The following is a 13,703-nucleotide window of genomic DNA, read 5'->3' as shown; positions in this document are numbered from 1 at the left end:
TGCTTGACTTTATATAGCACCCTGAGTAGCCTAGTACTGGGTCCTTGGACCCAAGGAGGTCAAAACATGCGTTGGAACCTAGACCCAGCCCACACCAGCATCGAGTTCGCCGTGCGGCATATGATGATCGCCACGGTCAAGGGCACCTTAAACCTCAAAGAGGGTTACGTGGAGACGGACGAAACCGGGAAGCCCCTTAAGGTGGAGGCCCGGCTGGATGCGAAAAGCATCCACACCGGGGTGCCCGACCGGGACAACCACCTGCGTTCCCCCGACTTCCTGGATGTGGAGCGCTACCCCGAGATCGTCTTCCGAAGCGAGAGGATTACCCCCTTGGGCGAGGGGCGGTACAGGGTGGAGGGGGAGGTAACCATCCGGGGCATCACCCGGCCCCTCTCCTTCGAGGTGGAAACCCATGGCCCAGTCAAGGACCCCTGGGGCAACGAACGCATCGCCGCCCATTTTGAAGGAAAGCTGAACCGCAAGGACTTCGGCCTCACCTGGAACATGCCCCTGGAGATGGGCGGGGTACTGGTGGGCGAGGAAGTGCGCTTCAGCGTGGACACCGAGGCGGTCAAGGCGCAGGAGGCGGTGGCCGGGTAATGGCCTTTCCCCCGCGGCTTTTGGCCCTCACCCTAAGGGTGAGGGACCTCGAGGCGGCCCTCTCCTTCTACCAGGGCCTCCTGGGCCTGAGGCTGGAGGCCGACCCACCCCGCTACCGCCTTTACCCGAGAGGCCAGGGGTTTCACCTGGAGCTGGTCCATGCTCCTGAAGCTCCCCTGAGGCCCTATCCCTCGGTGGGCCTTTACCACTTCGCCCTCCTCCTCCCCGACCGCAGGGCCTTGGCCGGGGTCACCCAAAGGCTCCTCCAAGCTGGGGCCTACTTCGAGGGAGCAGCAGACCACGGGGTTTCCGAGGCCCTTTACTTTCGCGATCCTGAGGGGAATGGCCTCGAGCTCTACTGGGACCGGCCCCAAGGGGCCTGGCCCTCCGAACCCCTTATGTTCACCGCCCCCTTGAACCTGGAAGGGCTCCTTTCCCAAGCCCCAAAACCCAGCTCCCTTCCACCCGAAACCCTCCTCGGCCATCTGCACCTACATGTGGAAGACCTCAAGGAGGCCGAGGCCCTTTTTGCCAACCACCTGGGCATGGAGGTCACCCTGCGCACCTACCCCGGGGCCCTCTTTTTCGCCTGGGATGGCTACCACCACCACGTGGGGGCCAACGTCTGGGCAGGAAAGCGAAGGGCTCCGCCAGAGTCCACGGGACTCCTCGGCTACACGCTCCTGGACCCCTGGGGCCGGACGATGGAGCTGCAAGACCCCACGGGAGCACAAATGCGCCTTACGGCCAGCTTGTGACGACTCCCCGGACTAAAGTCCGGGGCTTCTCGGGGTGTTTCCCTGCGGGAAAGCACGCGGGGTTTTCCCCGAAGGCCCCGTCCAGGCCCAGAAAGACCTTGACTCCTCGGCAGGCGAGCGCAATGCTTCTGGCTCTGCCACGGGTGTTCGTTTGGAGTTTTACCCATCGGACTACCCGATGGAACCCGTTTTTGCAGGTTTCAAGGTCCACGGGGAACTTTGTCCCCAAGAACATTGTACCAAATCCGTGTCCACCTGTGGTGGACGTGGGGGAGTCCATGTATCCCCGGTTTGGTCAGCCTGTGTCACGCGTTAGCGTATCTTGAGGGCTATCTTGGAAACCGGGGGATTATAGCTCCCCCACACCCCCTCTTTTCTCTAAAGGGAATAACCCGCGGGGCAAGGGCCTTTCGGTCCCCGCTCTGCCCCTCTTGACAGGTCTTCCCCCCTCCCCTATGCTTGGAGGCAATATGCGGACCCTAGGGCGCTACTTCGGCTTTTATTATCCCGCCGGGGGCGCCCTGCGGTCCGCATAGGGTTTTTCCGCAAGAAGGGCGCCCCCAAAAAAGGGGGCGCCCAAGGCTTTTAGGAGGGAAGGATGCTCATCGTGATGAAGCGGGGACACACGGAAGCGGAGTTAGAAGAGGTGGTGCGGGAAATTGAGAAGGTGGGCTACCGGCCCCACGTCTCCCGGGGAGTGGAGACCACCCTGGTGGGGGCCATCGGCCGGGGGCCTACCCCGGAGCTCATGGAGCACTTCCGCGCCCTGCCCGGGGTGGCGGAGGTGATCCCCATCTCCAAGCCCTACAAGCTGGCGAGCCTCGAGGTCCAGCCCTTCCCCACCGTCTTGGAGTTCCCCACGTGCAAGACGGGGGGAGGCCATGTGCTGATCGCCGCAGGGCCCTGTGGGGTGGAGTCCCGGGAGCAGACCCTTAAAGCCGCCCGCTACGTGAAGGCCCACGGGGCGGGGATGCTGAGGGGCGGGGCCTTCAAGCCCAGGACCAGCCCCTACGCCTTCCAAGGGCTGGGCCTGGAGGGGCTCAAGATCCTGGCGGAGGCCCGGCGGGAGACGGGGCTTCCCGTGGTCACCGAGGTCCTCTCCCCGGAGCAGGTGGAACTGGTGGCGGAGTATGCCGACGCCCTGCAGATCGGGGCCCGTAACGCCCAAAACTTCGCCCTCCTCCAGGCGGTGGGCGAGGCGAAAAAGCCCGTCCTCCTCAAGCGGGGTATGAGCATGACCCTGGAAGAGTTCTTAATGAGCGCCGAGTACATCCTCTCCCGGGGCAACATGCAGGTGATCCTGGTAGAGCGGGGGATCCGCACCTTTGAGAAGACCACCCGCTTCACCCTGGATGTCTCGGCGGTGCCCGTGCTCAAAAGCTTCACCCACCTCCCCGTATGGGTGGATCCCTCCCACCCCGCAGGCAAGCGGGAGTGGGTCATCCCCTTGGCCCTGGCGGGGCTTGCGGCAGGGGCGGATGGCCTCATCGTGGAAACCCACCCCGAGCCGGAAAAAGCCCTTTCCGACGCAGCCCAGCAGCTCTACGAGCACGAGTTCGCCGAGCTGATGCAAAAGGCTAAGCGGCTTTTGGAAGCCCTGGACAAGACCCTCTCCGCACCCGTCTTGGGATGAAACCGCTTTTTGGCAAGGTGGGCATCTTCGGGGTGGGCCTTCTGGGGGGAAGCGTGGCCCTGGGCCTAAAGGAGCGCTTCCTGGCCGAGGAGATCCACGCCTACGACCAGGACCCCGAAGCCTTGGAGAAGGCCCTCTTCCTGGGGGTAGCCGACCGGGTGCACCCCCAGCTTGGCCCTTGGGTGGGGGAGCTGGAGCTGGGCATCCTGGCGGCCCCTGTGGGAGCCCTGGTGGACCTGGGCAGGAGGCTGGCTCCCTTAGCCCACCCCGATAGCCTCTGGACCGATGTGGGCAGCGTGAAGGCCCGGGTGGTGGGGGACCTCGAGGGCATCCTGCCCCACTTCCTGGGAAGCCACCCCATGGCGGGAAGCGAGCGGGCCGGGGTGGAAAACGCCCACGCGGGCCTTCTGCACAACGCCATCTGGGTTTTAACCCCTACGCCACGGACCAGCCCTAAGGCGCGCGAAGGGATTAAGAAGCTGGTGGAGGCCTTGGGAGCCTACCCCTTGGAAATCCCCCCGGAGCTTCACGACCGCTTGGTGGCCCGCATCTCCCACCTGCCCTATCTTTTGGCCGTGGCCCTAAACCGCCTGGTGGCCCATAGCCCCCACCGGGACCTCCTGATGTTCTTGGCGGCCGGGGGGTTTCGCGACCTCACCCGGGTGGCCTCAGGGTCTCCCCGGATGAGCCGGGACATGGTGGTGGAGAACAAGGAAGCCCTCAAGGAAGCCATTGAAGAGCTACGAGGGGTGCTCTTGGAGCTGGAAGGGTTTTTGGACCAGCCCGAGGTTCTCCTACGGGTGGCGGAGGAGGCCAAGCGCACCCGGGACAGCCTGCCCATCGTGCGCCGAAGCCTGCTCCCCGAGATGCACGACCTGGTGGTCCAGGTGCCCGACCGGCCCGGCCAGATCGCCAGGATCGCCACCGCCTTGGGGGAGGCCGGGGTCAACATCAAGGACATCGAGGTCCTCACCATCCGGGAGGAGGCCGGGGCCATCCGCTTAGGCTTCGCCAGCCGGGAGGAAAGGGAAAGGGCCCGGGAAGTCCTCTCCCGAGTAGGGTACCGGGTTTCCTGAAACCGGCTCCCCCTCTAAGAACCCGAATCCAGCCTCACCTGGTTCTTTCCCGAGCCCTTAGCCTGGTAAAGGGCTCGGTCCGCCCTTTGGAAGAGATCCCTGGGATCACCCCCATACACCGCCACCCCAAAGCTTGCGGTGATCCCCAAGGTCTTCAGGCCTTCCCTCAGCCTGTCCGCCACCTGGAGCGCCTCCTTCCCCTCGGTGCGGGGAAGGATAACGGCAAACTCCTCCCCACCCCAGCGCCCCACCAGGTCCCCCTGGCGCACGTGGGCCACCAGGTACTGGGCCACCTCCTTAAGGATCCGGTCCCCCACCTGGTGGCCGTGGGTGTCGTTCACCCGTTTAAAGTCGTCCAGGTCCACAAGCACCAGGCTGAAGGGCCTCTCCCCCCGCTCCACCCGGGCGGCCTCCCTTTCTAAGGCCATCTCCAAGGCCCTCCTGTTGAGGAGACCGGTTAGGGGATCCGTGAGGGCCTGTTCCTTCCAGAAGCGCATCTGGCCGTGGGCCTCGCGGAAGCGGGCCAGGAGAAAGGTAAGGCTTAAGAGAATAACCTGGCTCACGGCAAAATGAGGCCAGAAATCCAGGTTGCGCCCCAAAACCAGGGGGGCAAGAACCAAAACCCCACCCCAGAAGGCCCCCAAAAGGTGCCCTAAGGACCAGGGGGGATAGGCGAACCCAGCCAGCAGGTAAAGGGCCGGGGTGAAGAACCCCGCCAAGGGCCAGTTCTCCCCCACCCGCCATAGTTCAAACAGCAAATAGGCTCCAAGGAGATGGAGAAGAAGGCGGGGCGCCACCTTAGGACCCCGGCGCAGGGCCCAAAGGGCCCAGAGAACGAAAAAAGCGTAGAGCAAAACTTCCAGGCCCTGGGGCGGGAATCTCTGCGCCTGGAGCAAAAGGCCAAGGGCCATCCCGGCCCAGCTGGCAAAGTAAAAGACCCGGCCCCGGCCATCCATGCTTCCCATGGTAGACCGGTTCCCGTTAAAAGCCTGTGAAAACTGGACTAGGGAAGAACCTTGCCGGGATTCAAAAGACCTTGGGGATCCAGGGTGGCCTTTACGGCGCGGAAGGCCTCGAGGGTCCCTTCATCCACCGCCTCCTCCATGAAGGCCCGCTTCATGAGGCCGATGCCGTGCTCCCCGGAAAGCACCCCCCCGTGCCTCAAGGCCACCCGGGCGATCTCATGGGCCAGCTCCCAAACCCGCTCCTCGCTTTCCCTCCTGGGGTCAAAGAGGATGTTGGGGTGCAGGTTCCCATCCCCGATATGGCCGAACTGGGCCACCACCAGGCCATAGGCTTCCCCCAAAGCGGCGATCTCCCGCACCACCTTAGGAAGCTCGCTCCTGGGCACCGCGATGTCCTCGTTCACCCGTTTAGGGCGGATGCGGCCCAAGGCAGGGCTCACGCTCCGCCTGGCCCGCCAAAGGGCCTCGGCCTCCTTCTCGTCGTGAGCCCTTTGCACCCTTGCCCCGAGGTCCTTGGCGGTCTTCTCCAGGAGGGAAAGCTCCTCCTGGACCACCTCGAGGTCATCCCCATCCGTCTCCACCAGAAGGAGGGCGTGCCCCCGGGGTAGGCCCATACCCAGGTAGTCCTCCACGGCATTCACAGAGACGGGATCCAAAAACTCCAGTCTGGCGGGTACCGCCCCCAGGGCGATGGCCCGGGAAACCGCCTCCGCCAAGGCCCCCACCTCGGGAAAAGCCGCCATCAAGGTGGCCCGGTACCGGGGAAGGGGGAGAAGGCGCACCCTGGCCCCGGTGATCAGGCCCAAGGTCCCCTCCGAACCGATGAGGAGGCCAGGGAGATCGTAGGCCTGGCGGCCCAGGCGGTGCACCTCCCCCCAGGAATCCACAAACTCCAGCTCCAAAACGTAATCCCCCGTGACCCCGTACTTGAAGCACAGGGGCCCTCCGGCATTCTCTCCCAGGTTGCCCCCTAGGCTGCTGGTGCGCCAAGAGGCGGGGTCAGGCGGGTAGAAAAGCCCATAGGGCCTGGCCTCCTCCGAGATTCTAGCCGTGGTGACGCCGGGCTCGGCCCAGGCGGTGCGCCCCACAGGGTCCAGCTCCAGGCGGGCCATGCGGGTAAAGGCCACCACAATGGCTCCCTCCTCGGGCACCGCCCCGCCGCTCAAACCGCTTCCCGCACCCCGGGCCACCAGGGAAAGACCATGCTTGCGGGCCAGGCGCACCAGGGCCTGCACCTCCTCCCGGGTTTCCGGCAGGACCACCGCCAAGGGCTCTGGCCCCACCAGGATGGCGTCATAGCGGTAAACCCCCTTTTCCGCCGGGGAGAGGAGGGCCCTAGGGCCGAAAAGGGCCTTGAGTTCCGCCTGCACCCCCATCATGCCCTAAGGCTACCAGGTGGGGTCGCAATAGGGGGAGGAATCGGGGTAAACCCGGTTGGCCGCTGGCACGTAAGGTCCGGGAAGCCCCCCGGTGTACCCCCTAAAGACCCCTTTAGACTCTAGGCATGGCCTACTGGCTTTTGAAATCCGAACCCGAGGTGTACAGCATCCTGGACCTGAAACGGGAGGGCAGGGCCATTTGGGACGGGGTGCGCAACTACCAGGCCCGGAACTACCTGATGCACATGCAACTAGGGGACCTCTGCTTCTTCTACCACTCCAGCACCAACCCCCCGGGAATCGCCGGGCTTTGCCGGGTGGTGGGGACCCTGGTTCCTGACCCCACCCAGTTTGACCCCTCTAGCCCCTACTTTGACCCCAGAGCCACCCGGGAAAACCCCCGGTGGTACACGGTGGAGGTGGAGTTCCTCGAGGCCTGGCCCCTTGTGCCCTTGGCCGAGCTCAAGGCCTGCTTTCCCCCAGACCACCCCCTAGTGAAAAGGGGAAACCGGCTTTCCGTGATGCCGGTTCCCCCGGAGGTGGCCGAAAGGCTTATTGCGCGGAAAGGGTGCCGATGATCTTGAAGAGGGGCAGGAACATCCCCGCCACGATCATGCCCACGATCACGCCCAGGAAGATGATCATGAGGGGCTCGATGGCGGCAGTGAGGCTGGCTACCGCCTCGTCCACCTCCCGCTCGTAGAAGTCGGCGATCTTGGAAAGCAAGGTGTCCAGGGCCCCCGTCTCCTCGCCGATGGCCACCATGGAGCTCACCATGGGGGGAAAGACGAAGGGGTGCTGGGCCAGGGTGAGGTTCAAGGGCTCCCCCTGCTGCACCTTGAGCTTGGCCGTGTCCACGATTTCCTCCACCACGCTGTTCCCCGCCGTCCCTTTGGTGATATCCAAGGACTCCACGATGTTGACCCCGCTGGAGAGGAGCAGGGCCAGGGTGCGGGAGAAACGGGCCACCGCCGTCTTGCGGCCCAGGTTGCCGAAGACCGGCATCCGCAGCTTGATGCGGTCAATGACCTTTCGCCCTTGGGACGTCCTGTAGTACCAGCGGTAAACGAAGAAAAGGACCACCGCCAAGAGGATTAGGGGCAACGTGGCAGCCCGGAGGAAGCCCGAAAGGGCGATGAGGAACCGGGTGAGGAGGGGAAGCTCCGAGCCCAAGTCCGTGAGGATCTGGGCGAACTGGGGCACGATGCCGGTAAGAAGGAAATAGGCCACACCCACAGCGAAGACGAAGACGATCACGGGATAGGTCATGGCGCTACGGATCTTGCCCCTAAGCTCCAGGTCCTTTTCCAGGAAGGTGGCCAGGCGGTCCAGGATCAGGTCCAAGCCACCCGAGGTCTCCCCGGCCCGCACCAGGTTCACGTAAAGCCGGGAGAAGAGCTTGTGCTTGGCCAGGGCATCGGAAAAAGCCATGCCCCCTTCGATGTCGGTGCGGACCTTCTTAATGATCTCCCGGAACTTCTTGTTCTCGGTCTGCCTTTCCAGGATGGAAAGGGACTGCAAAAGCGTGAGCCCCGCCCCCAGCATGGTGGCCAGCTGCCGGGAGAAGATGGCCAGGTCCTTAAGGCCAGGACCCCTCTCCAGGGCAGGAAGGCGCACCTCGGCCTGCAGGCCCCTCCCCGGCTCCTTGATCTCGGCCACGAAAAGCCCCCGGTCCCTCAGGAGCCTGGCGGCGGTGCGCAGGTCCTCCGCCTCGATGGTGGCCTCCACCAGGCGGCCCTGGCGGTCGCGGGCCTTATACTGGTAGACTGGCATGGCAGAAGTATACCAGAAGGAGCTACAGGAAGCAGCGGAAACCCTTCGGCGTGGGGGCCTGGTGGCCTTTCCCACGGACACCGTCTGGGGGGTGCTGGCCCGGATGGAGGACGAGGCCGCCTGCCGGCGCATCTACGCCCTGAAGGGCCGGGGAGAGGAAAAGCCCCTCCAGGTGCTGGTGGCGGACCTGGAAAGCGCCCTTAAGCTTGCGGACCTCGGGAAGCTACGGGATAAGTTCCTGCGCCTGGCGGAGGCCTTCTGGCCCGGAGGGCTCACCGTGGTGGTGCCGGGGAGAGACATCCCCCCTTGGATCAGCCGGGATGGTTCCGTGGGGCTGAGGATGCCGGATCATCCCCTGCTTCGGGAGCTTCTCCGCCGGGTAGGCGGGTATGCCGCGGCCACCAGCCTCAACAGGAGCGGCGAGCCCCCGGTGCGCACGGAAAAGGAGGCCCGGGAATTCGGCGTGGACTATGTCTTCCCGGGGGAAGCCCTGGGCCTGGCTTCCAGCGTGGTGGACCTGCGCACGGGGGAGGTCCTGAGGGAGGGAGCCATTCCCAAGGAGGCCCTGTTGCCCTACCTGCAAGATGTCTAACCTGAAGGCGGAGGTGTTGGCGGTCCTTTTCGCCGCGGGAAGGCCCGTGGCCCTGAGGGAACTCAAGGCCTTGGGCCACCCGGAGGAAACCCTCCTTAGGACGCTTCAGGCCCTGGAGGCGGAGCTTAAGGAGGGAAGCCTGGGGGTGGCCCTGGAACGGGTGGCAGGGGGGTGGCGGCTTGTAGTGCACGAGGGCGCCCTGGAAGCGGTGGAACGGGTCCTCAAGCCCAGCCCGCCCCGGCTCTCCAAGGCGGCCCTCGAGGTCCTGGCCCTCATCGCCTACCACCAGCCCATCGCCCGGGCGGAGCTTGAGGCCATGCGGGGGAAAAGCGTGGAAGGAACCCTGGAAAGCCTTTTGGAGCGGGGGTTAATCCGGGTGGTGGGGGAAAAGGAAGCCCCGGGCCGGCCCAAGCTCTACGGCACCACAAAGCGCTTCCTGGAAGTCTTCGGCCTGGAAAGCCTAAAGGACCTCCCGCCCCTCGAGGACGGCCCACCCCTCCTCCTCCGGGGCTAAGGCCTCCCGCGCCGGGATGGGAAGGGGGCTAAAGAGCTCGTTTTGCCGCACGAAAGCCAAAAGAAAGCGGCCCAAAAGCCGCATCTGGCTTCTATGGGCGCGGATGGCCTTTTCCTTAAGCCTCACCTCCTCCTCGCTAAGGGAAAAACGCCGCCAAGGGAGGCCTTTTCCCCTAGGGGCCGGGTAGAGGGGAAGGCGGGGGTGAAGCCCCTTGGGGAGGGGGTACTGGTAGCCCCCGTGGACCACGTAGTACTCCAGGCGGCCCTCCAGGCCGAGAAAAGCCGCCGCCCGCATGCCGAAGTAGGCGGTGGCCTGATGGTCCCGGTGGGCGTCCAAAGGGCTTGGCAGGAGGATGCGGGTGGGCTTCAGGGCGGCCAGAAGTTCCACCAAGGTGGCCTCGAGGGCCTTTCCCGTGTAGGGAAGCCCCAAGCGGTAACACCCGGGGTAGGCCACCGCTTTCAGGCCCGTGTAGGGGCTCTCGTAAGGCAGGTAGTAGTGGGTGGTGAAGAGGGCGAAAAGACCCTGGTCGGGAAAGCCCAGGAAGTAGGCGCTGTCCCGGGAAAGGCCCAGGGCCTTAAGGCCCCGCCAGGCCTCCACCATGCGCCTTAAGGCCAGCCGGCGCATGGCCTCTTTGGAGGGCAAAGGGCTTCCCGCCGCCAGGTCAAAGGCATCCCCTGAGGTGAGGTAGACCACGCTCACCCGTCCTCCCCTTAGAAGGGTGCGGCGCATCAGCCCCGCCGCCGCCAGCACCTCGTCGTCCGGGTGGGGGGCCAGGATGAGGAGGTGCTCCCCCGGTCTAGGTTCCGGAAACGGGGGGAGCCTTCGCACCCGGAAGGAGGTGGTGAGGGCGTGGTAGTAGGCAAAGATGAACCGCCCGTTGATGAAGGCCCAAACCCCCAAGGCCGCCAAAAGGAGTCCTACCCGTTCCGCCCAAAGAAGGCCCAACCAAAGCCTTAAGGCCTCCGCCAAAAGCAGGTAGAGGACCAGGAGGGCCAAAAACCACTGCCAGGGGGCTAGGCGGCGCACAAGGGCATTTTAAGGCTAGAGTAGTTCCGTGGCCCTCCTCCGCCCCGCCGAGGAAAGGGACCTCCCCGCCATCACCCGGCTTTCCCATGAGACCCTCCTCCTGGGCCGGAAAGGCCCCTGGGTCTTTCCCAGCCAAAGGCTTTGGGGGGAGGTCTTCGTGGCCCCTTACCTCCGGCGGGGCTGTTGCTGCCGGGTAGCGGAGGAGGATGGGGAGATCCTGGGCTACATCCTGGGCTCCTGCTCCCACCTGGCCCTCACCCTCTACCTCCTTCCCCGCCTGCCCCTTCTCCTCCTAAAGCTTCTCCTGGGCTGCTACGGCCCACCCCTCCCCCACCTCCGCTACCTTCTTAGGCTCGTCCTCTTCCCAGGCCCCAAGGCCCCCAAGAGGCTCTACCCCGCCCACCTGCACATCGCCGTGGACCCAAAAGCCCAAGGGAAGGGTCTGGGAAAAGCTCTCCTTGCCGACTTCCTGGAGTGTCTCAAGCAAAAAGGGGTAAAGGGGGTCCAGCTCTCCACCACCCGGGCCAACACCGCCGCCCGTAGGCTCTACCAGAGCCAGGGCTTCCGCCTCTATGCCAAGCGGGCCAGCCCCTTCTGGGCTCCCTACCACGGCCACCCCGTCATCCACGAGGTCTGGGTCAAAGAGCTTTAGGGAAAAGAGCCAAAAAGGCCATAATGAAAGGGTGCTGCCTGAGGCCTTACGGGGATGGGAAAGCTACCGGGACTGGTTAGAAGCGAATCCGGAGTTCCGAGGCCGGATTGTCTTCGCAAGGACCCTTCCCCAGATTCCCCCCAAAACGGTCCCCTACCAGGGGGTCTTCGCCGGGGTCCTCGAGGCCTTGGGCCTGAAACCCTTCGCCCACCAAAAGGAAGCCCTCAAGGCCATAGAGGAGGGGAAAAACGTGGTCATGGCCTACTCCACCGCCGCAGGCAAAAGCCTGGCCTTCCAAGTCCCCGTGCTGAAGGCCGCCATGGAGGGAGGAACCAGCCTCCTCCTCTTCCCCACCAAGGCCCTGGCCCACGACCAGCTGAGGCGCCTTAAGGCCATGGCCGAGGCCTTAGGGGCCAAGGGGGTTTACCCCTACGACGGGGACACCCGCGCCGATCTCAGGCGGAAGGCAAAGCAGGAAGGCCTGGTCCTCCTCTCCAACCCGGACATGCTCCACTTCGGCCTCCTGCCCCGGCACGGGGAGTTTGCCTCCTTCCTATCCCGGCTCCGCTACCTGGTCCTGGACGAGCTTCACGCCTACCGGGGAGTCTTCGGCACCCACGTGGCCTTGGTCCTCTTCCGCCTCCTGCGCCTGGCCCGCCACTACGGGGCCAATCCCCAGGTGATCGCCGCCAGCGCCACCATCGGCAACGCCAGGGAGCATGCGGAAGCCCTCACTGGACTTTCCTTCGTGGAACTCAGGGAGGAGGTGGCCCGCTCGGAACGGGAGGTGCTGGTGCTCCTTCCCAAGCCCTTAGACGCCAAGGGGGAAAGGAGGAGGAGCCCTCTCCTCGAGGCCGCCTACCTGGCCCGGACCCTGGCGGAGGAGGGCCTAAGGGGGCTCATCTTCACCAACGCCCGGAAAAGCGCCGAGCTCATCGCCCGCTACGCCGCCCATCCCAGGGTGCGCCCCTACCGGGCGGGCTACACCGCCAAGGAAAGGCGCCGCCTGGAGGAGGCCTTGAAGACGGGGGAGGTCCAGGTCCTGGTCTCCACCAGCGCCCTGGAGCTGGGCGTGGACATCGGGGAACTGGACGCCGTGGTCCTAGTGGGCTACCCAGGGTCCATCTCCGCCTTCTGGCAGCGGGCAGGCCGGGCGGGAAGGGGTAGACGAAGGGCCCTGGTGGTCTATATCCCCCGGGAGGACCCCTTGGACGAGTACTTCCTCCACCGGCCCGAACTCCTTCTAAGGACGCCACCCGAGGTGGCGGTGGCCGATCCGAAAAACCCCGTGCTCTGCCCCCTTCACCTCCACGCCGCCGCTTGGGAAAAGCCCCTTTCCCGGGAAGAAGTCCACCCTGGCCAAGCGGGATCCCCCGGGCCTTTTATCCCCTGCCCCGAGGCCCTGGCTGAGCTTCGGGAGAAGGAAGGCCGCTACTACACCCCCAAGCGCCACCCCCACCGGGACCTGACCTTAAGGGGCCTGGGCAACACCTTCACCCTGAAGGGGCCAGACGGGGAGGTGCTGGGCTACCTGGACGAACGCCAGGCCTACTGGGAGGCCCATCCCGGGGCTATTTACCTTCACGGGGGGGAGAGCTTTTTGGTGCGCAACATTGACCCGGAGAGGCGGGAGATCTGGCTTTTGCCGGCCCTCGAGGACCACTACACCGAGCCCCGGGCGGAAACCGACCTCGAGGTCCTCTCGGGGGAGGCCATGGGGCATGGGGTCTGGGTGGGCAAGGTGGTCCTAAGGGAGAGGGTGGTGGCCTATGTCAAGAAACGCTTCTTCACGGGAAGCATCTTGGAGGAGGTACCCCTGGAGCTTCCCGAGATCTCCTTTCCCACGGAGGCCCTTTGGTTCCACCCTCCCCTGGTGATCCCTTTCCAGCAGATCCCCGGGGGTATCCACGCCCTGGAGCACACCCTCATCGGCCTTCTTCCCCTTTTTGTCCTGGCGGAACGGCAGGACATCGGAGGGATCTCCTACCCCTCCTACCCCCGGCCCCTCCCTTCGGGAGGGGGCCCCACCATCTTCATCTATGACGGCTATCCAGGAGGCGTGGGCTACGTCCGGCAGGCAGCCCGCCGCTTCCCCGAGTGGGCGCGATCGGCCCTGGAACTCCTCAAGGCCTGCCCCTGCGAGGAGGGATGCCCCCGCTGCATCCTCTCCCCCAAGTGCGGCAACGGCAACCAATACCTGGATAAAAAGGCCGCCCTTATGCTGGCGGCCAGCCTCACCCTCTCCCTCCCCCAAAGGACCCTGCATTAAACTCTTCCCATGAACCCCAAAGGCCCCACCCAGGGCCAGCCCATAGGCCACATTGGTCAGCCGATAGGCTCCATTGAGGAAAGCCCCGAAAGCTTTCTTGACCGCTTCCGCGCCTATAGGGTAGAGGCCTACCTCTTCCCCGAGCCCTGGGGAAGCCCCGTGTTGGAGGCCCTGGTCCAAGGCCAGATCGTCTACGCCTTTGACCGGGGAGCCCCCCCAGCCCCTACGGGGGGAGTGCCGGTGCTCCTCCACGGGATGGTGCGCCAAGCCGAGCCGTTAAGGAGGGAGGCCTTCGTGGAGCGGGAAGGGGCCAGCTACCGGATAGGAGGAGAAACCACCCCCTTGGGAGAAGGGTTTTACCTGTTGGAGGGCCCCCTACGGGTGGTGGTTTACAGCGATATCCCTCTGCCGAAACGGGCCGAGGTCCTCCTCTGGCCGCCCCTCATGCTCTTCCGGGAGTGAG

Annotated in this window: 14 protein-coding genes; 10 read left to right on the top strand and 4 right to left on the bottom strand. The window is 65.0% G+C overall.

What is annotated here, in order from left to right:
* Positions 1 to 66: 66 nt before the first annotated feature.
* The 4 genes from F604_RS0100605 (at position 67) to F604_RS0100590 (ending at position 4,070) form a co-directional block, all read left to right on the top strand.
* Complete coding sequence (locus F604_RS0100605; protein ID WP_019549977.1) at positions 67 to 603, top strand: YceI family protein; 537 nt, start codon at positions 67 to 69, stop codon at positions 601 to 603.
* Complete coding sequence (locus tag F604_RS0100600) at positions 603 to 1,361, top strand: VOC family protein (RefSeq protein ID WP_019549976.1); 759 nt, start codon at positions 603 to 605, stop codon at positions 1,359 to 1,361. The genes F604_RS0100605 and F604_RS0100600 overlap by 1 nt, the downstream gene beginning before the upstream one ends.
* Before the next feature lie 598 nt (positions 1,362 to 1,959).
* The gene (gene aroF, locus F604_RS0100595; protein ID WP_019549975.1) at positions 1,960 to 2,994 is read left to right on the top strand and encodes a 3-deoxy-7-phosphoheptulonate synthase; all 1,035 of its coding nucleotides are present in this window, start codon (positions 1,960 to 1,962) and stop codon (positions 2,992 to 2,994) included.
* Positions 2,991 to 4,070 (top strand): prephenate dehydrogenase/arogenate dehydrogenase family protein, encoded by a 1,080-nt coding sequence (locus F604_RS0100590; RefSeq protein WP_019549974.1) that lies wholly within the window; start codon positions 2,991 to 2,993, stop codon positions 4,068 to 4,070. The genes aroF and F604_RS0100590 overlap by 4 nt, the downstream gene beginning before the upstream one ends.
* A 14-nt stretch (positions 4,071 to 4,084) precedes the next feature.
* Here the strand turns inward: F604_RS0100590 and F604_RS0100585 are convergent, their stop codons facing one another.
* Both F604_RS0100585 and F604_RS0100580 read right to left on the bottom strand, forming a co-directional pair.
* Complete coding sequence (locus F604_RS0100585; protein WP_019549973.1) at positions 4,085 to 5,026, bottom strand: GGDEF domain-containing protein; 942 nt, start codon at positions 5,024 to 5,026, stop codon at positions 4,085 to 4,087.
* Positions 5,027 to 5,073: 47 nt separating this feature from the next.
* The gene (locus tag F604_RS0100580; protein WP_026328886.1) at positions 5,074 to 6,411 is read right to left on the bottom strand and encodes an FAD-binding oxidoreductase; all 1,338 of its coding nucleotides are present in this window, start codon (positions 6,409 to 6,411) and stop codon (positions 5,074 to 5,076) included.
* A gap of 128 nt (positions 6,412 to 6,539) precedes the next feature.
* On the opposite strand from F604_RS0100580, the gene F604_RS0100575 reads away from it, so the two are divergent.
* Complete coding sequence (locus F604_RS0100575) at positions 6,540 to 6,992, top strand: EVE domain-containing protein (protein WP_015716624.1); 453 nt, start codon at positions 6,540 to 6,542, stop codon at positions 6,990 to 6,992.
* Here the strand turns inward: F604_RS0100575 and pilC are convergent.
* Positions 6,967 to 8,187: a type IV pilus assembly protein PilC gene (pilC, locus tag F604_RS0100570; RefSeq protein WP_015716623.1), complete on the bottom strand. Its 1,221-nt coding sequence runs from the start codon at positions 8,185 to 8,187 to the stop codon at positions 6,967 to 6,969. The two genes, F604_RS0100575 and pilC, sit on opposite strands and share 26 nt — an antisense overlap.
* Here pilC and F604_RS0100565 point away from each other — a divergent pair.
* Together F604_RS0100565 and scpB are read left to right on the top strand one after the other, a co-directional pair.
* Positions 8,186 to 8,779: an L-threonylcarbamoyladenylate synthase gene (locus F604_RS0100565; protein WP_019549971.1), complete on the top strand. Its 594-nt coding sequence runs from the start codon at positions 8,186 to 8,188 to the stop codon at positions 8,777 to 8,779. The genes pilC and F604_RS0100565 overlap by 2 nt on opposite strands.
* Positions 8,772 to 9,293 carry an SMC-Scp complex subunit ScpB gene (scpB, locus tag F604_RS0100560; RefSeq protein ID WP_019549970.1) on the top strand — a complete coding sequence of 174 codons (522 nt, stop codon included), beginning with the start codon at positions 8,772 to 8,774 and terminating at the stop codon, positions 9,291 to 9,293. The genes F604_RS0100565 and scpB overlap by 8 nt, the downstream gene beginning before the upstream one ends.
* On the opposite strand, the gene F604_RS0100555 is transcribed toward scpB, so the two are convergent.
* Positions 9,240 to 10,319 (bottom strand): PIG-L deacetylase family protein, encoded by a 1,080-nt coding sequence (locus F604_RS0100555; protein WP_019549969.1) that lies wholly within the window; start codon positions 10,317 to 10,319, stop codon positions 9,240 to 9,242. The genes scpB and F604_RS0100555 overlap by 54 nt on opposite strands.
* Positions 10,320 to 10,347: 28 nt before the next feature.
* On the opposite strand from F604_RS0100555, the gene F604_RS0100550 reads away from it, so the two are divergent.
* Genes F604_RS0100550 through F604_RS0100540 form a run of 3 tightly spaced genes read left to right on the top strand, consistent with a single transcriptional unit; the run spans position 10,348 to position 13,702 of the window.
* Complete coding sequence (locus tag F604_RS0100550; protein WP_019549968.1) at positions 10,348 to 10,971, top strand: GNAT family N-acetyltransferase; 624 nt, start codon at positions 10,348 to 10,350, stop codon at positions 10,969 to 10,971.
* A 31-nt stretch (positions 10,972 to 11,002) separates the two neighbouring features.
* Positions 11,003 to 13,240, top strand: coding sequence for a DEAD/DEAH box helicase (locus tag F604_RS0100545; protein WP_019549967.1), 2,238 nt, complete (start codon positions 11,003 to 11,005; stop codon positions 13,238 to 13,240).
* A gap of 9 nt (positions 13,241 to 13,249) precedes the next feature.
* Positions 13,250 to 13,702 (top strand): hypothetical protein, encoded by a 453-nt coding sequence (locus F604_RS0100540; RefSeq protein WP_019549966.1) that lies wholly within the window; start codon positions 13,250 to 13,252, stop codon positions 13,700 to 13,702.
* Position 13,703 lies beyond the last annotated feature (1 nt).

Source organism: Thermus scotoductus DSM 8553 (assembly GCF_000381045.1).
GTDB lineage: Bacteria > Deinococcota > Deinococci > Deinococcales > Thermaceae > Thermus > Thermus scotoductus.
The sequence above is the reverse complement of the archived record's forward strand: the minus strand, read 5'-3'. Positions and strand labels throughout refer to the sequence as shown.